The 18,765-nt window shown below is 39.5% G+C and carries 17 protein-coding genes; 3 read left to right on the top strand and 14 right to left on the bottom strand.

Features of this window, described 5'->3' with window-relative positions; translation table 11 throughout:
• Window positions 1-97: 97 nt before the first annotated feature.
• The 3 genes from DXN33_RS03370 (at window position 98) to DXN33_RS03360 (ending at window position 2,720) form a co-directional block, all read left to right on the top strand.
• Window positions 98-907 carry an HAD family hydrolase gene (locus DXN33_RS03370; protein WP_115904336.1) on the top strand — a complete coding sequence of 270 codons (810 nt, stop codon included), beginning with the start codon at window positions 98-100 and terminating at the stop codon, window positions 905-907.
• Window positions 908-1,048: 141 nt separating this feature from the next.
• A complete protein-coding gene (locus DXN33_RS03365; RefSeq protein WP_115904335.1) occupies window positions 1,049-1,957 on the top strand; it encodes an ATP-binding cassette domain-containing protein in 909 nt (302 codons plus the stop codon).
• A 10-nt stretch (window positions 1,958-1,967) separates the two neighbouring features.
• On the top strand, window positions 1,968-2,720 hold the full coding sequence (locus DXN33_RS03360; protein ID WP_115904334.1) for an ABC transporter permease: 753 nt from the start codon (window positions 1,968-1,970) through the stop codon (window positions 2,718-2,720).
• Window positions 2,721-2,759: 39 nt separating this feature from the next.
• Here DXN33_RS03360 and DXN33_RS03355 read toward each other — a convergent pair whose 3' ends face one another.
• From DXN33_RS03355 to DXN33_RS03290, 14 genes are all read right to left on the bottom strand, one after another.
• On the bottom strand, window positions 2,760-3,638 hold the full coding sequence (locus tag DXN33_RS03355) for a sensor histidine kinase KdpD (protein ID WP_115904333.1): 879 nt from the start codon (window positions 3,636-3,638) through the stop codon (window positions 2,760-2,762).
• Window positions 3,635-4,336 carry a response regulator transcription factor gene (locus DXN33_RS03350; protein WP_115904332.1) on the bottom strand — a complete coding sequence of 234 codons (702 nt, stop codon included), beginning with the start codon at window positions 4,334-4,336 and terminating at the stop codon, window positions 3,635-3,637. Before DXN33_RS03350 ends, DXN33_RS03355 begins: the two co-directional genes overlap by 4 nt.
• Before the next feature lie 191 nt (window positions 4,337-4,527).
• Window positions 4,528-5,403: an N-carbamoylputrescine amidase gene (gene aguB / locus DXN33_RS03345; protein ID WP_115904331.1), complete on the bottom strand. Its 876-nt coding sequence runs from the start codon at window positions 5,401-5,403 to the stop codon at window positions 4,528-4,530.
• 9 nt (window positions 5,404-5,412) lie between these two features.
• Window positions 5,413-6,498 (bottom strand): agmatine deiminase, encoded by a 1,086-nt coding sequence (aguA, locus tag DXN33_RS03340; protein WP_115904330.1) that lies wholly within the window; start codon window positions 6,496-6,498, stop codon window positions 5,413-5,415.
• Window positions 6,495-7,622, bottom strand: coding sequence for a carboxynorspermidine decarboxylase (gene nspC, locus DXN33_RS03335; protein ID WP_115904329.1), 1,128 nt, complete (start codon window positions 7,620-7,622; stop codon window positions 6,495-6,497). The genes aguA and nspC overlap by 4 nt, the downstream gene beginning before the upstream one ends.
• On the bottom strand, window positions 7,622-8,881 hold the full coding sequence (locus DXN33_RS03330; protein WP_115904328.1) for a saccharopine dehydrogenase family protein: 1,260 nt from the start codon (window positions 8,879-8,881) through the stop codon (window positions 7,622-7,624). Before DXN33_RS03330 ends, nspC begins: the two co-directional genes overlap by 1 nt.
• The gene (speE, locus tag DXN33_RS03325; protein ID WP_000366713.1) at window positions 8,878-9,738 is read right to left on the bottom strand and encodes a polyamine aminopropyltransferase; all 861 of its coding nucleotides are present in this window, start codon (window positions 9,736-9,738) and stop codon (window positions 8,878-8,880) included. The genes DXN33_RS03330 and speE overlap by 4 nt, the downstream gene beginning before the upstream one ends.
• Complete coding sequence (locus DXN33_RS03320) at window positions 9,739-11,199, bottom strand: aminotransferase class I/II-fold pyridoxal phosphate-dependent enzyme (protein WP_115904327.1); 1,461 nt, start codon at window positions 11,197-11,199, stop codon at window positions 9,739-9,741.
• Between the two features lie 552 nt (window positions 11,200-11,751).
• A complete protein-coding gene (locus DXN33_RS03315) occupies window positions 11,752-12,063 on the bottom strand; it encodes a hypothetical protein (RefSeq protein WP_020901364.1) in 312 nt (103 codons plus the stop codon).
• Between the two features lie 187 nt (window positions 12,064-12,250).
• Window positions 12,251-13,123: a DUF4300 family protein gene (locus DXN33_RS03310; RefSeq protein ID WP_115904326.1), complete on the bottom strand. Its 873-nt coding sequence runs from the start codon at window positions 13,121-13,123 to the stop codon at window positions 12,251-12,253.
• Between the two features lie 78 nt (window positions 13,124-13,201).
• A complete protein-coding gene (locus DXN33_RS03305) occupies window positions 13,202-14,947 on the bottom strand; it encodes a glycoside hydrolase family 13 protein (protein WP_115904325.1) in 1,746 nt (581 codons plus the stop codon).
• 175 nt (window positions 14,948-15,122) lie between these two features.
• Window positions 15,123-15,614 (bottom strand): nucleotidyltransferase domain-containing protein, encoded by a 492-nt coding sequence (locus DXN33_RS03300; RefSeq protein ID WP_115904324.1) that lies wholly within the window; start codon window positions 15,612-15,614, stop codon window positions 15,123-15,125.
• A gap of 63 nt (window positions 15,615-15,677) precedes the next feature.
• Window positions 15,678-16,559 carry a diacylglycerol kinase family protein gene (locus DXN33_RS03295; RefSeq protein WP_115904323.1) on the bottom strand — a complete coding sequence of 294 codons (882 nt, stop codon included), beginning with the start codon at window positions 16,557-16,559 and terminating at the stop codon, window positions 15,678-15,680.
• A gap of 235 nt (window positions 16,560-16,794) precedes the next feature.
• Window positions 16,795-18,765 (bottom strand): DUF2075 domain-containing protein, encoded by a 1,971-nt coding sequence (locus DXN33_RS03290; protein WP_115904322.1) that lies wholly within the window; start codon window positions 18,763-18,765, stop codon window positions 16,795-16,797.

Raw genomic sequence — 18,765 nt, 5'->3', positions numbered from 1 at the left:
TTTTTCAAGAAAAGGAAGCTTGAATTTTACAATTCTGTCAGACATTTTATAGTCTATATGCTATAATAAAAGCAAAACACATAGAAAAGGAAGTCTTATGATTAAACTACTAGCCTTGGATATGGACGGAACCCTCCTCAATGAAGCCAAGGAAATCCCACAAACTCATATTACTGCTATTCACCAAGCCATTGAAAAAGGTGTTAAACTGGTTCTCTGTACGGGGCGCCCGCTTTTCGGTGTCCTCCCCTACTACAAAAAACTGGGACTTGACATCCAGAATGAGTATGTGATTGTTAACAACGGTTGTTCAACTCACCAGACCAGTGACTGGGGATTAGTTGACTGGCAAGAACTCAGTCCAGCCGACATCGAATACCTCTATAACCTTGCTGAAAAAAGTGATGTTCAGTTGACTCTTTTTGACGAGGAGCATTATTTTGTCCTCGGTGGCAAGCCAAATCAAGTCATCCAAAATGATGCCGAGCTAGTCTTCTCAGACCTGACTGAAATTTCCCTTGAGGAAGCGACTAGTGGCAAATATCGCATGTTCCAAGGGATGTTTTTGGGGACAGAGAGCCAAACGAACGATTTTGAGAAGCGTTTTGCTGGGGAACTCTGTCAACGATTTAGTGGAGTTCGTTCGCAGCCTGTCATTTATGAAGCTATGCCACTTGGTACGACAAAGGCTACTGCTCTTTCTCGACTAGCAGATATTTTGAAGATTGATTCCTCAGAGATTATGGCCATGGGCGACGCCAATAACGATATCGAAATGCTCCAGTTTGCAGGACTTGGCATTGCAATGGGAAATGCCAGCGATTATGTCAAATCTCTTGCGGATGCCGTTACAGCCAGCAATGAAGAAGACGGCGTTGCGCGTGCCATTGAGAAATATATTTTATAATTAAGAAGCCCAGTTCATATCAACTGGGTTTTGATATTTAAGAATTCCTAAAACTTTAGAAACTCTTTAGAAATCCTTGAGCTTTCTTTGATTTCTATGCTTTATACTAAAGTTAACAAAATAAATCAAAAGGAGAGAATCATGAAAACAGTACTCGACATTCATGGATTGTCCAAAAACTTTAACAAACAAGCTATTCTTCAGGATCTTCATCTAACGATAAGAGAGGGAGATATTTATGGACTTATCGGAAAGAACGGAGCTGGGAAAACCACATTGATAAAAATCATTACGCAACTACTGTTTGCGGATAAAGGGACTGTTTCCCTCTTCTCTAGCCAAACGGAAAATGAGTGGACCAAGGCTCTATCTCGAGTAGGTTCAGTGATCGAATCACCTGTAGCTCATAATCACTTAACAGCCTACCAAAATCTGAAATATTACTGTATGATTCGTCATATTCCAAATGCTGATATAGTCATTCGTGAAACGCTGGACTATGTAGGTTTGACAGATACAGGTAAAAAAGTCTTTCGAGATTTCTCGCTAGGAATGAAACAAAGACTTGGTATTGCCATTGCCCTCCTATCCAAACCAGACTTCCTGATTTTAGATGAACCTATCAACGGTCTCGACCCAATCGGTATTAAAGAATTTCGTCTGATGATTCAACGGCTCAATCAAGAACAAGGGATAACCATTCTCATCTCTAGCCATATCTTGTCAGAACTCTACCTCGTAGCTAATCGTTTTGGTATTTTAGATCAAGGCAAGATTATCCGTGAAATCAGCAAAGCTGAATTTGAAACACTAAGTGAGGATTATATTGTGCTTAAGACAGCTGACCAAGAGAAAGCTTGCCAAGTATTGAAAGAACAAATCCAGCTCCAGTTCAAGGTTGTCAATCCTGAAAACGAAATCCACATCTTTGGTCAGGAACAAGATGTCAAACAGATTCTTAAGGAATTAACCTTGGCAGATGTCGCTATTGACGAGATTTACTATGCCCGTCAAAACCTAGAAGAATACTTCACACAATTGGTCGAATAGGAGGAAAATCATGATACATACCATTCAAGCAGACTTTTATCGTCTTTTCCGTTCCAAAGGTTTTTGGATTACAGAGTTCATTCTCTTTGTACTCATGCTAATGGGCGCAAGTATTGGAGCTACGGGGCATCTGATGGCAATTCAGACAGAAGAGCCAGAAATTCCAACCCATGGTTGGGACGGTGTACAAGCCCTGATTAACGCATCTAGTCAAGGTTCAAACCTCGTTTTTCTCTGTATTGTTCTAACTTGCCTCGTTCTCGGTGTTGATTTAATCGGAAAGCTCTATAAAAATAGTTTGACAGTAGGAGTTTCTCGTACAGAGTTTTTCCTTGCCAAAGCCTTTGTAGTGGCTTGTATTGCACTTTTGCAACTTATCATCAGCCTTGTGATTGCCTTTATTCCAGCAACTATCTTAAATGGATTTGGAACTATGCCTGATGGCTTTATTGGCAATCTACTGACAACCATTTTCCTTCAATTCCTTTGCCTTCTTGCTTGGCTTTCCATTGTTTCCTTCATCCTCTATGTTAGTCATTCTTATCTTGCAGTATTTATTGGATATTTGGTCAGCTCTATCATCCTTTCTATGCCAATGCTCATCTTCCCAAGTATCAAAATTTTGCCATATTTATCATTGCAGTTTTTCTATGCTATGACTGCTAATAGTGAATCCATTTTCTATACACTTATAGTTACCTTAGCTGTTATTCTAATCTTTAATCTAAGTGGACTTGCAGTTTTCAAAAAGAAAAGTCTATAAAAAATGACCTCCTCTAGCCTACAGAGGAGGTTTATTTCGTTAAAAATAAATGAAAACCGATAACCACTGCCCATCTGTGCTTAGTTTCATCTCTGCACCGAGAAGATGACATAATTCCTCAGTGATATAAAGGCCTAAACCAGAGGATTCTTCGGTATCTGATAGATTTTCAGAATAAAAACGGTTACTGAGATTTTCTATTTTTTTGATGGGTTGTTTGACAAGGTTTGCAATCTCTAAGACAAGCTGTTCCTGTTTCTTTCTCAAAGATAGACGCGATTCTTCCTTACCATGTTTGAGGATATTTCCAAGCAGATTTTGTAAAATTCTATCCAGCAAGTCTTCATCAGTCCTCATTTTTAAACCATCTTCAACCTTAAAATCAAGCGTGATATTTGCCGCCTGAAAAACATCATAATAAGCCAGAGTCTTTTTGGTGATAAAAGCTGAAAAATCCACTTCTTCCAGTTTCGGTTTGACAGCTCCTTCCATCAAACGACGGTATTCTAGGAGAGCCTCCAAACGTTTGGAAACTAAATCAAGATGCTGGGCGATTTTTTGTAAGGTTTCTGCTTTGTTTTCAGGAGTTTTTATCAATTGTTGGGTGTAGCCTGAAGCGATAGTCAGAGGCGTCCGAATATCATGGGCGATATTGCTGATGGCCATATCCAGAGTCTGCTTTTCCCTTTTCATAACCAATCGAGATTGCTCTACTTCCTGAAATAGATTCTCAATCTGCTGGTAGAGATGTAAAAAATGTTTGGAAAAAATGCTGATTCCGACTCTTTTCATACTACCCGTGAGAATCTTGTCTTCAATCTGTTGACTCAAGTTTTTAAGTGCTAGATGGTAGCGAATCAATGCAATCGATAAAATGATTAGGAGTACCAGTAGGACAAAAATTATCATGTAGGTCATTGCTTATCTCCTTTTAATCTTACCCCAACTCCCCAGATGGTTTCAATATATTCTTGATTTGGGTCAAGCTGGTTTAATTTTTTACGAAGATTACTCAAATGCGTATTGAGGGTATTATCTCCAGGTAGGTAGCTCTCCTCCCAGACCAATTCATAAAGTTCTTCCTTGGTGAAAATTTTCTTAGGATGTTTAAGGAGAGTTTGGAGAATCAAGCATTCTTTCTTAGCCAGGCGAATGGTTTCCTGGCTATTTTTGATTTCAAAACTTTCTGCATCAAACTGGATATTTTTCAAGTTTTGTGGCAGATTTTCAGTTTTTCCTAGTTCTATAGGCTGTTTTTCTGCGCTTTGACGTAATTGAACAGTAACTCTGGCAAAGACTTCGTCCAAATCAAAAGGTTTCACTATGTAATCATTGGCACCGTCTAAGAGGTATTGACTGATTAACTTCTTATCGCTCAAAGCTGTTAGCATAATGACTGGAGTTTGACTTTGTTCCCTGATGGCTTTTAAAACCTGATCCCCATTTTTCCCAGGAAGCATGATATCTAGCAAAATGAGGTCAATCCCACCTTGGTCAAAACGCATGATTCCTTCTGTACCAGAAAAGGCTTGAATCACCTCATGCTCCTCAGTAAGAAGTGTTCGTAAAATCTCTTGAATGTCACTATTGTCTTCAATAACCAATATCCTAGCCATAAATACCAACCTTTCTGCAACTATTATAGCATGTTTTATTGATAAAGCTTAAACAGAAAAGCTCCTCGCATAAAAGCGCGAGAAAGCCTTAGAGAGTTAAAATATGAAATCCACTTACTAGACAACATAGTATCCTTATAGTTGAAAATAAGAAGTTAATCTAGCAGAATGAATCTCTCATTTCTATCCTACTAGTCCGTAATACGTTGATACATTTCGGGTCTTCTATCTCGAAACAAGCCCCAGTTTAGGCGTTCGCTTGCTCCCTTATCAAGGTCATAAGTAGCTAACAGAACAGCTTCAGCTTGTCTTTCAGCTTGCTCTAGAATAGCTCCTGTTTCATCCGTCATAAAGGATGAACCGTAGAAGTCAAGACTGGAACTCTGTCCACCATTTTCCTCACTTGGAGTGACTTCCTCTAATCCATAACGATTGGCTGCAATGACTGGAACAATATTTGCTGCTGCATGTCCTTGCATGGTACGTTGCCAATGACCACAACTATCTGTATCCAAAATCGGCTCTGAACCGATGGCTGTAGGATAAAAGAGCAATTCAGCACCATTCAATGCAAGACAGCGCGCTGTTTCAGGGAACCATTGATCCCAACAGATACCGATTCCAATCTTAGCATAGCGAGTATCCCAGACCTTGAAACCTGTATTGCCAGGCGTAAAATAAAATTTCTCTTGATAGTAATGGTCGTCTGGTATGTGGGTCTTTCGATAAACGCCCAGCACTTCTCCATCTGCATCAATAACTGCAATAGAGTTATACAAGACATTGCCATCTTTTTCATAGAAACTAATCGGTAGAACAACCTGTAGTTCTTTAGCAAGAACTTTAAAATGCTGAATAGCTGTATTGTCTGTCACCGACTGGGCATGCTGGTAGTAGTCATACTGGCGTTCCTGACAAAAGTATGGACGTTCAAACAATTCGGGTAAAAGAATAATTTGTGCCCCTTGTTCTGCAGCCTGACGTACTAAACGCTCTGCGGTTTGGATATTTGTTGCCACATCCTTAGCGCATTGCATCTGAATGGCTGCAACTCTTACATTTCTCATCTTTTTCTCCTATTCTGGGATTTGTTGGGTGATACAGTGGATATTGCCACCACCTAAGAGAATATCTCTGGCTGGAATTCCGACAACTTTACGGTCTGGGAAACACTTACTGAGGATATCTAAGGCCACTTGATCGTTTTTATCTTGAAACTGGGGAACAAGGACAGCGTTATTGGCGATATAAAAGTTTACGTAGGAAGCTGCTAGTCGTTCACCTGCGTATCGCTCTTCTTCGCCGTATTCATAGATATAGCCTGGCAAATCCTCTTCGGTTACAACCTGACGAATAGCTGGGATAGGAAGCTTATGAATGGTGAAGTGACGACCTTTTGCATCTGTTTCCTTTTCTAAAAGCGCTAAATCAGCTGCTGACATGGCATATTGAGGATCGCTTTTGTCATCTGTCCAAGCTAAAACAAGCTCAGCAGGACCAACAAAGGTAGCAACATTGTCAACGTGTTCATTGGTTTCGTCCTGATAAATACCATAAGGAAGCCAAATTACTTTTTCAGCGCCAAGGCACTCTAATAAGGTATTCTCGATTTCCTCTTTAGTAAGATGAGGATTTCGACCAGCACTGAGAAGGCAACTTTCAGTTACGAGAATGGTTCCTTGGCCATCGCTATGGATTGCTCCGCCTTCTAGGACAAAAGGTTTGGCATCATAAACAGGCATTTCCAAAGCCTCAGCAAAACGACTGGCTACTTGGTTATCATCTTCATAGTCTTGGTAGAGACCATCAACAGCCCCACCCCAAGCATTGAAAGACCAATCCACAGCTAATTTCTGGTCTTTATCATTGATAAGAATGGTTGGTCCTGTATCTCGAGCCCAGGCGTCATTGGTGGGAATGTCTAAATAAACAACCTTGTCTCCAAGATAGGATTGGGCTTCAGCTAAGTAGTCTTGGTCCACCAAAAGATAGACTATTTCCCCTTTTGCAATGTTTTTTATAATCTGGCTAAATGTTGCTTTAGCAGCTTTACCTTGAAAAGGCCATGAACCTGGTCGAGTCGGCCATATCATGAGGGTACCATGATGGGGTTCGTACTCTGCTGGCATGCGATAGCCTAATTTTTTGGGACTGTCCATCATGATAATCTCCCTTTAAAATCTTGATAGCCAAAGGCTTTGACTAAGCTGCACTCACCCTGCTCGTCCATAAGATAGAGACTTGGCAATCCAATACCATTAAAGGTATTATTTTTAACAAATGAGTAAATAGCCATATCTTCGAAATAGAGTCTGTCACCGATTTGGACAGGATTTTCAAAACTATAGTCGCCAATCACATCGCCCGTTAGACAAGTATTGGAAGAAAGTCTATAGGTATGGGCTTTTTCCTGTGCCTCAAAGCCATTTCTCAAAGGTGGACGATAGGGCATCTCAAGTACATCAGGCATATGGCAGGTCGCAGAGGCATCTAAAACCAAGATTTCCATACCGTTTTCTACAATATCTAATACCTCAGTAGCTAGATACCCCGCATTGAGCGCAATGGCTTCCCCCGGCTCGATATAGACTTCAAGATTGTAAGTTTCTCGGATACGCTTGATTTCAGAAATCAGCAAATCTACATCGTAACCTTCTCTTGTGATGTGGTGTCCGCCCCCCATATTGAGCCATTTAACTTGATGTAAGTAGGGACCAAACTGCGCTTCTACTGCTTTCAAAGTTGTCTCTAAATCATCTGCTCCCTGCTCGCAAAGGGTATGAAAATGAAGACCATCCACCAAGTCCAGCAAATCACTCGGAATCTTGTCTAGAGTAACTCCGAAACGAGATCCAGGGGCGCAAGGATCATAGAGAGCGTGATCTCCTTGAGTTGAACACTGAGGATTGAGACGTAACCCCACACTGACACCAGCATCCCGACAATGGACCCCATGTTTACGCAACTGTCTCTCTGAGTTAAAGACGATATGGTCCGTTATCTCCAGCAATTCCTCCAAGTAAGCATCCTTGAAAGCTGGCGCAAAAACATGAACTTCCCCCGGGAACTCTTCTCTAGCGAGCTTAGCTTCATAGAGACCACTTGCAGTTGTTCCAGATAGATACTGGCTAATCAAGGGATAGGTTTTGTAGAGGGAATAAGCCTTCTGGGCAAGCAAAACCTTGCAACCAGCCTCTTCTTGTACATATTGTAAAATGCGACAATTGGCTTCTAACTTTGCTAAGTCAATGACGTAAGCTGGTGTTGGTACTTGTTCTAGCTTCATCAGTCCACCATTTGTGGATTTTCAACCACAACCCAAGGTAAACCATACTCATTCAAAGCTTCCATGAATGGATCTGGATCCAATTCTTCAAGGTTATACACTCCAGCTTGTTTCCAAGTACCGTTCATAACCAATTTTGTCCCAATCATGGCTGGAACACCTGTTGTGTAAGAAATTGCTTGTGACCCAACTTCTACGTAACATTCCTGATGGTCGCAAACATTGTAGATGTAGATGGTCTTTTCAACACCGTTTTTGACACCTGTAAAGATACAACCGATATTGGTTTTACCTACAGTACGTGGGCCAAGGCTGGCTGGATCTGGAAGTAGCGCTTTCAAAAATTGAATTGGAACAATTTCTTGGCCATTAAAGTTAATGGCATCTGTACGAAGGAGACCAACATTTTCCAAACATTTCATATGAGTTAGATAAGATTGACCAAAGGTCATAAAGAAGCGAATGCGTTTAACACCAGGAATGTTCTTAGCCAATGATTCGATTTCTTCGTGGTGGAGGAGATACATGTCTTTTTGTCCAACTTGAGGGAAATCATACTCACGCTTGATAGACATAGCTTCGACTTCGACCCATTTTCCATCTTCCCAGTAAGAACCTGGCGCAGAAACCTCGCGGAGATTGATTTCTGGGTTAAAGTTTGTTGCAAATGGATAACCGTGGTCACCACCATTACAGTCTAAAATGTCGATATAGTGGATTTCATCAAAGTAGTGTTTGAGAGCATAGGCAGAAAAGACACTAGTCACACCTGGGTCAAAGCCAGATCCAAGGAGAGCAGTCAAGCCTGCTTCTTTGAATTTTTCCTGATAAGCCCATTGCCATGAGTAGTCAAAGTAGGCGGTAAAACCAAGTTCTTTGCAACGTTTCTCATAAATAGCACGCCATTCAGGGTCTTCTGTGTCTTCTGCTTCGTAGTTGGCTGTATCGATATAGTGAACACCTGTTGCCAAACAAGCGTCCATAATTGTTAAATCTTGATATGGTAAAGCTACGTTCAAAACAGCTTCTGGCTTATAGCTTTCAATCAGGGCAATCACTTCTTCTACCTTGTCAGCATCAAGAGCAGCTGTCTCAATCTTTGTACTTGTTTTACCTTCTAGCTTCGCTTTCAAGTCATCACATTTTGATTTGGTACGGCTAGCGATCATAATTTCTGTAAATGTTTCGCTATCTTGGCAAATCTTTGAAATAGCAACTTGGGCAACGCCCCCACATCCAATAACTAGTAAACGACTCATTTTTTTCCTTCCTCTTCTTCTAAAATGTCCTCAACATACTTGGGCAACATAAAGGCTCCCACGTGTAAGTTTGCAGTGTAGTATTCTGTGAAAAGCTGGCGTTTTTTCCAGCCTTCCTTGTCAAAATCTTTGACAGGGTGGTATTTTTTCGATGCAAATCCAAACAACCAATAACCAGCCGGGCTAGTTGGTATATGGGCCTGATAGACCCGACTGATTGGAAAGGCTTGATTGACCTTGCGGTGCATGCTTCGGCAAGCCGACTCATCCTCGTCAAAGAAGGGACTCCCATGCTGGTAGATCATGATACCATCTTCCTTTAGAGCTCGATAACTATTGCCGTAAAATTCCTTGGTAAAGAGTCCCTCCGTATGGCCAAATGGATCTGTCGCATCGTTGATGATAATATCATAGTCATCTTCACAGTTTCGCAAAAAGCGTAGCCCATTTTGGTAGTAAATGGTAACACGAGGATCGTCTAGCCCTGCGGCAAAATCTGGGAAATACTCACGACAGACCTCAACCAACATCTCATCTGGTTCCACAATATCGATTTGTTCCAGTTCAGGATAGAGTGTTAATACTTGGGCAACACCACCGTCACCACCCCCAATAACCAAGACTTTCTTTGGATTTGGGTGAACAGCCATGGGAACGTGGACGGTCATTTCGTTGTAGACAAAATCATCCGCATCTGAGAACAAGACGTGCCCATTTAAAATTAGTATTTTCCCAAAAGCTGGCGTATCCAAGACTTCGATATCCTGCCATTCACTTTTACCAGCGTAGAGTTGCTTGGCTGTTCTCAAGGATAATTTGACATCTGGAGTATGAACTTCAGAAAACCATAAATCCATCTAGTTCTCCTTTCTCTTAATGACGTTGATGTGATTGACCTCTGGATCTTCCGTCCCTTGGAGGGAGCAACCACGTTCCTTGGCAAATTGGATATAGTCTACAATTTCACGTGTAATGCGTTCACCAGGAGCCAAGATAGGGATTCCTGGAGGATAGCACATGACAAATTCTCCACAGACCTGTCCAACAGATTCGTCTAAAGTCAAACTTCTTCTCTCTGAATAGAAGGCTTCTTGTGGAGACAGTACTAACTCAGGCTGAATATATTCTCCTGCTATCAAGTCTTTCCCATCTCGTGAATAGAGTCTCTTGATATCTGCTAAAGCACCGACTAAGCGCTCGATGTCTTGGATACGGTCACCAATCGAAATATAGGCCAAGATATTACCAATATCACCAAACTCAATCTGAATGTCGTATTCATCTCGTAGGAGATCATAAACCTCGATACCTGTCAAGCCAATACCCTGAGTGTAAATTGACAACTTGGTCACATCAAAATCACAAACCGAAACACCGTCTATTAACTCTTTTGAGTAGGCATAGTAGCCACCTATGGCATTGATTTCACGACGAGCGTACTCGGATATCTCAATGACTTTCTCAAACGACTCTTTACCACGAAGGGCCAAGTTGCGACGTGAAATATCCAAACTAGCCATCAACAAGTAAGAGGCGGATGTTGACTGGGTCAGATTGATGATCTGACGAACGTACTCAGGATTCATCTGCTCCCCGATTAAAAGAAGCGAACTTTGGGTCAAACTCCCACCAGACTTATGCATGGAGACTGCTGCCATATCAGCACCTGCATCCATAGCAGAAATTGGAAGTTTATCTGTAAAATGCAAATGCGCTCCGTGGGCTTCATCTACTAAAACCATCATGCCAGCTTCATGAGCCATTTTTGTCAATCTCCTTAGGTCTGAACAGATTCCGTAGTAAGTAGGATTGTTAATCAAAATGGCCTTGGCATCTGGATGGTCCTTTATGGCCTGGGCTACTCGGTCATTTTCAAGACCTAAAGCGATACCAATCTTAGGATCTACACTCATCTCAATATAGATGGGAATGGCACCACATAGAACCAACGCATTAATAGCAGATTTGTGGACATTACGTGGCAGAATAATCTTATCTCCTGCCTTGCAGGTTGACAGAATCATAGTCTGCACCGATGAAGTTGTTCCCCCAATCATGAGAAAAGCATGGCTAGCTCCAAAAGCATCCGCCGCCAGCTCCTCTGCATCTCGAATAATCGAAATAGGATGCCCTAGATTATCCAAGGGTTTCATCGAATTGACATCAATGCCTACACATTTTTCTCCTAACAGTTCGACAAGTTCTGGATTTCCTCGTCCGCGTTTGTGACCTGGTACATCAAAGGGAACAATCCGTTTCTTGCGTAACTTCACCAAGGCCTCATAAATTGGGGCTTGGTTTTGATTTAACTCTTTCAAGACATACTCCTTTCCATATTTTTAGAACCTTATGAAAACTAAGGAACTAAAGGTTGACTCATGAAAAAAGAGCAGGTTTTCACCTGCTCTGCAATCTTCCGACGTTTTTATGTTTGTTTCTGTTGAGTATGTCTGTTCCCGATGTTTCCTAACTCTCTAGTAGCAAATATTACGTACTTTATTGATCGTTTCACAAGATGACGTGTGCTTTCACCACACTAAAAATTTATGAATTAGGACAATCGTCCTAACATCAACTTATAAAAGTAGGCTTTTAACCCTATCAATAATGTGGTTTTTCAACCACGCTTCGGCATTCAACCCTGCCTGTCCGTAGGCATTTTTTACTCGGGTTTATATTTGCTAGAAAACATCATCTCATTTTCTAAGCTTTAATAATATAACATACTTTCAACACTCTGTAAAGTACTTTTTTGAAAAAATATCTATTTTTGTTCGGAAAAATAATATTTTATATAGATTTTTATAAACTGTATAATGTGAATGCGGGTATAAAAAGAACTAGAATCTTCTAGTTCTCGGATTTTGTATTTAACGAATACTATGCTTATTCATCTTTTGTTCAAAGATAGTCGTGATAATCTGACGTAATTCTTCGCGTTCTTTTTCTGGAATTTCACCACTTGTTTGAGCTGCAGCGTAGAGTTCAGGGTGTTCAATTGAAATGCGTTTAATAGTACGTGTCGTAGCATGTTTTCTGACGAAAAATGGGATTCGCTTAATCAAGTCTTGAGGGACAAGTGCAAGAATTTTTTCAGCAGTTTCCTTGTCACTAATTTTAGACGTCGTAAGTCCCTTCTTAATCATTTCCTGTTCTTTTTCTGTAAAATCTTTTAATTCCATTCGATTAGTCCTCCTATTTTCTCTATGTTAGATTATATACCAATCCAGATAAAACTACAAATGGACTGTCTGAAAATATAAGCAATACTCTAAAGAGTGGCTTCTGGCTATTATCGATTGAAATAACCCATCAACTCATCAACAATATAAATAACAGTTCTAGAATTACTGTCATATCGTACCACTATTAAAGATTAACCCACTTATCGTTATCCATAATGAAAGGCTTAGCCAGTCCATCACCTGTATAGTCCTCGTACTTGGTGCCTAAATACTTGTAGCAATCTTCCTTACTGGCAAATTTAATCGCTTGGTAGGGCTCTTCGAATGTCAATTTCTCTACAAATAAGAAACCATCATCAGCAGGCACTAAAACACCAACGTGTCCAACAAACAGATACTCACCATCCAGATTGTCGTGCAAGACCACAGATAGCATTCGAGCTTTGTTGTTGAATTGAAACTGGGAGAAAAATTTTTCCATCTTTTCAGCGTGAACCTTGACATCTGTAGTTGATTCAGTTGGAACTCTCGAAAATAGAATATCAAATTCTTCCTTATCTTTTGCATCAAAGACCTTTCCCTTATCAATGGCATCGTTATCTAGGAAAAGCAATTGGTCATTCTTTTCAAGCTTTGGAATAGTGACTGAATTTTTCAAAAGACAATAACTATTGATACGGCAGTTGGTCCCAACAAAATCGCCCTTCTTTTGATTCCAAAGGTTGCTAATTTTCTCAACATCGTATTCTGTATGAGTAAAGGAAGTGAAATCTCCTGATAGGCCAGTTGAGCCGACAATGGTATTATAATCATTTACAAGATTAAAAAATGAATCAACACTATTTGGATCCAAATGGGCTGATAAGAGAGATTTGACCTCTTCTGTACTTACCTGATTGTTTAGATTTGTGTATGAAGCTTTCCATGGAGCTTTCGCTGAACTACTTTGTCTTTGATTCGTCCCTTCAGAAGTAGTATTTTGTTGTTGACAAGCAGCCAAGCATAAAAACAAGAAGGAACAGATTCCTAATGTGGCTAATTTTCTTGATTTCTTCATCTCTTTCTCCTTTTACAGGTTTAGTAACTAGCCTTATTATACTATATAAGTTGTGAAATAAAATATAATCTTCATCAACTAGTTTTTGAAAATCACATATCCTTTTGGAGAAATCACAAGCTGATTCTCTAATTCTTGGCAATCGCTTGCTAGTGCTACTGCTTCCTTTTCTAAAAGATAATCTTCTTTGGACTGGTTAAAAATGGCTTTGATGACTTGGTTATCGTAATTCCATTGCAAGGTTAGTACATCAGCTTTGATTTCTTGGAGGCTATACTTGCCGTGCTGAATGGTTGCTGACGCATGTTTGCGAATCTTGATTAGCTCCTTCATGAAATTCAGCATATCGTGGTCACTTGATACACGTTCCCAAGGCATACAACGACGACAATCTGGATCTGGTCCTCCGGTCAAGGCAAGCTCGGTTCCGTAATAGATGCAGGGGGTTCCCTTTTGTAAAAAGAGAAAGGCTAGGGCTGATTTAACTAGTTGAACGTCTTCATTTGCCGTCCACAAGATTCGCTCTGTATCATGCGAATCCAAGAGATTAAACATAACCTCTGAAATCTGCTGCTTGTAATACATAGATTGGCCATTGATTTCATCGATGAATTGGTCTGTCTTCTTAATTCCTCGTAAGAAATAGTCCTTGATACTATCAGATAAAGGATAATTCATAACAGCATGGAACTCATCTCCATTTAGCCAAGGGTGAGCCGTATGCCAGACTTCTCCAAGGATATAAAGATTGGGCTTTTTAGCTAAAACTGCTTTTCGACAATCCTTCCAAAACTGATGATCAATCTCATTAGCCACATCCAAACGCCAAGCATCGATATTAAACTCTTCAATCCAATAAGTCGCAACCTTTAAAAGATACTCCTTGACCTCTGGATTGGCTGTATTTAGCTTAGGCATATAGTCCTCGAAACCAAAAGCATGATAGGGTAACTCTCTCTTGTTGGCTAGTTTTTCAGTCATCACTGGAAATTGTTGAATATGGAACCAATCTTTATAAGCAGATTGCTCACCATTTTCGACAACATCTTGCCATTGAGGTGATTGCGAACCAATATGGTTAAATACAGCATCCAGCATGATTTTCATACCAAGCTGATGAGCTTTCTCGACCAGTTCCCGAAAGGTCTCCTTGTCCCCAAAATGACGGTCAATTTCAAAGTAATCTGTCGTATTGTACTTATGATTGCTCGTAGATTCAAAAATCGGACAAAGATAGAGTCCAGTAATGCCCAAGTCTTGCAAGTAATCAAGATGGTCAATAATCCCCTGTAAATCACCACCAAAGAAATCATCACTATTAGGTGTGATAGATGAATCCCAGTCTAAAGTCCCTTCTAGGTTTAATCGAGCATTTCCATTGGCAAATCTCTCAGGAAATATCTGATACCATACCGTATTTGAAACCCAGGCAGGAACCTTGCAGGCATCAATCTCATGAAGATAGGGCAACTTAAATCCATTCCCAATAGCATGAAGATTTTCTAGAGAATTTTCCACACAACCTTTATCGCCATACAAAATACTTTGGCCTTCTGTATCCTTGAGTTCAAAGAGATACTGGATACGTGCAAAGTCGACGGACACTTCAATCTGCCAATGGTCAAATAAGGCATCAGAAGTTATCTTGGCCATTTTCTTTGTATCTTGATAAAACTCCTCCATAAAGATAAAAGGGTCGCCATAATGAAAGTTAATGCTTTCAATGTCCGCTTTCTTAGTACGAATCCGAATATGAAGTTTCTTATTCTTATAAAGATAGGCGAACTCCGACTCTGGTCTGTGGTAAATAGCACTTAATTCCATCAATTTGTCTCCTGATTTACTTGGTTGCATTTGCAACGAAAACGTTTTCATAATTGTGATTTTAGTATACTACTTTCGTATTTTATTTGCAAGGTTTGCCCGTAGTTTCGAGTGGATTGTTTCTATAAATAAAAAAGCAGTCAGCCTTACAACCAACTACTTTTCAAATGATGATTCACAAATGTCTTTCCAGCCACTCTATCTTTTTAAAATCCTTATTGTTATTGTGCTCATTTCGATAAGAATCTTGGGAAGAAGCCTTGTAAATACTTAAAAACTGTTCCAAACTTGGAACGCGAAAAGTGATGTTTTCGAGATGAATCAACTCTATATCCGATTCTGAAACTCCTGCAAAATCAGGTAAAGAATCGATACTTCCGAATTCAACACTCAGACCATCTTTTTTGAATTCATGCTCATGAATATCTATTAAGGCATAGCCTAAGTGTTTCATCACTTTCATTATCTTGTCCCAGTCATAAATTCTGAGTTGATCAGGTGCTTCCCAACCTCTAGGATCACCAGGCACATGAATGTCAATGTCAGACGGCCTCCATTCTTCATTTGATCTGTATTCAAACCCCAAAGACCCCATGAGCGTCGGAGTGATTCCTACTTGGTTTAAATGAGAACAAATTGTTCGAAATTCATCAAATAGAGAATTCATTCCTCCTCCAATCGTTGATATAGAACTTAATTTCGTTGTGAATAATAAACTAATTTTTACCTTCTACTCTTTCGGTTTTGAAAATACTTCTACTCGCTGAGCTAGGACTTTGATTTCTACAGGTAGGTTATCCGATTTATCGCCGTCAACATCTGACTCCAATTCACTATCTGAAGAGATCTTAATATTACGCGCTTTGATATACTCGATATTATCATTTGCGACAACATCCCCTTTTAGTAAATCAGGAATAACGGATAATTTAGAGAATATAGAAGCATCTTTAAGAATCAAAATATTGGCATAGCCGTCTTTGTTTTCTTCAAAGATTTTCTTATCAGCGAAGTAATTTGTCAAGAGAACCAAAACATGGCTAGCTTCACCAACATAATTTCCATTTTCTGTCTCGACCTTAATGTTAAAGACCTGATCCGTCATAACAGACTTCATGGTATTTACAGCATAGGCTAAAATACCGAATTTTGTCTTGTCCTCAATCTCCACATTGTGAATCGCCTCAGGTAAAGAACCGATACTAAAGATATAACCAAAATAATTGTCATTCGCTTTACCAATATCAATCTTGTTGGTTAAGTTAAAATCGAGTTCATCTATCGCGCCATCGATGTCTTGATTGATTTCCAACAGTTTCGTAATGAGGTTACCCGTCCCACCAGGGATAATCCCTAACTTAGGAATGTAGTCTCTCTCAGCAATACCCGAAATGACTTCGTTGACAGTACCATCTCCACCAAACACAACCACTGCATCGTACTGCTCACGAGAAGCTTCCTCAGCAAAATATGTTGCATCCAGCTCCTTTTCGGTAATTTTGGTTTCCACGTGCTCAAAGTATTCTTTTGCTTTATTCTCCAGCTTTTCTTTGTAATCTAAAGCCTTTTCCCCACCAGAGGTAGGGTTGATAATTAACATTGCTTTTTTCATTGACAGTACTCCTTTAATAGTTACAAAAATTCTAGTAACTAATTATATCACTTGAGTTATGTAAACGCCATCTAAATGCTTGAAAAATCGAAACCACTAACTAGAATAGAGACGTTAATCTGTCAAATAAAACAGTCAACTTTTAAAAATTCTTTAGACTTCTGTACGATATAGAGCTCTTCATCCTCTTGAGAGACTTTTCTAAACAACTCATTCACCCTGCTCACTTCTCCTTTTAATTATCATTTTGTAACTCTTCTATTCCACAACTCTTCAAATATTGAAAAGTTTTATCATAATAATCCCTGTTTCTTGATGAATCTTCTTCTGAACCTTCAGGAACATATATAACCAATCCCTGTCTTGCTCTGGTTAACAAAACTCGATAAGCATTTTTCGTGTATCTCTGTCTTTGTTCCTGATTAACATGATTCCACTTCGTGCCTCTAAATTTAAAATAATCAAAACCTTCAGTTGTATATCTAAAATCAGCATCCCATGCTAGTATTGCATAATCAAGCTCTAAACCTTGCACTTTAAATTCAGACGCCGCCACCTCTAAATAATATGAAGAGTCAACACTCTCTTTTCCATTCAAAAACCACCCTACATGATTTATATCTGATGGAACCCATATACCTTCAGCTCGCAATCTTTTTCCTTCTGAGCTTGCTAAAAGTCCATATCTTTCTGTTCCACGAGCCTGGTCTTTCACCCATTTTTTTGCTAATTCAAAATTCCGTGTAAGAAAAATTGGATATGATTGTTCAAGTTCACAAAAGATATTTCGTGCTTCTTGTGTTCTTCCATCTAACAACAATTTCACAAAAAGAGCTAATTTTTCGCTTCTAAACGAGCGTAACGAAATCCCTAAATGTAAATCGGAAATTCGATGATAGTCTCGTCCATGCAATAATGTTACGATATCTGAATTTCCAACGTATTCTGTATCTGTAATTTTATCCGAAAGATATATCTTCCAATCTGGATAATTATCTGCCAAAGTTTCAAACCAATCTTTAATTCCTGCTTCTCCGTTATAAATTTCTTGTCCCCCACCCACAAGACAAACTATAACAGCCCAATCTCTATGTCGATCCATAATACTTATCAAAAAATCAGGTTCTGACTGATTAAAATCGGGGATTCCTTTTTTCCGCTTCATAAAATCAGTGAGTGACTTTTTGTTCCATGCTCTTTGAGCCTCATCAAAAATTGCTACCTTCTCTACTGGTGCCATATTCGTACTCAAAGCTTCATCTCTGAACTTATGAATAATTTGAATGAAGGCTTTCGTTTCTCGAAGGGCACTTTTCTTAGTTATGCCTTCTCTCTCTGCACGATCTATTGCGAGCGCATTTTGCAAAACATCAACCAGTGGACCATTTCCTGAAAGAAAAACAGCATGTTCATCTTCATTAAAATGATGACGTTCGTTTGCTATATTCAAGCCAGCAAGTGTTTTTCCAGCACCAGGGACTCCTGTAACAAAACATATAGCTTTCTCGTTGTTTATCTTACACTGATCAATTATATTAGAAATTGCCTCTGTTGTTATCGTTAAATTCTTTGCACCAGCATCATTCCTAGAAATATCTTCAACACCATGTTTTCTATACAATGCTTGCGCAGCTTCAATGATGGTCGGTGTAGGAGCGTATCTTGAATTTATCCACTCCAGTGCAGATAATGACGTATCATTAATTATCGAAATAGTTTTTCGAATAGTACTGCCAATATTGTCTTCATTACAAAAAAGAGTGTTATAAATATTATCTGCCATACAGTAATATTCATTCTGTTTCTCTGCCGCCTTCGTTGAAACATTGATCGGAACAAGATATCTTGCCCTACTTTTATCATGAAAGTATTTCAAATCCAATGCATAATCCATCACCTGATCTGTGGTAGTTTTCTTGTACTCTTTATCTCCCACTTTAAACTCTAGGAGAAAAATAATCCCCTCTATTATGCATATCACATCTACTCTGTGTCCCATTCTTGGTATAGTATATTCGAAAATAATGTCACCTTGAGAAAATTTGACTAATTGTTCCTTTAAAATTTGAATCTCCGATCTCCAAGCCATCTTTTGGAGATCGGTAGTCTCAAACTCGTCATTAATCAATAATTGACCGAGAACAGACTCATCATCCTCTAATATAAAGTTGGTTATAGAATTAAAATAGTATGCTCTTCGGCTCAT

Source organism: Streptococcus sp. NM (assembly GCF_003390135.1).
GTDB lineage: Bacteria > Bacillota > Bacilli > Lactobacillales > Streptococcaceae > Streptococcus.
This window is presented reverse-complemented; position numbering and strand designations above follow the sequence as displayed.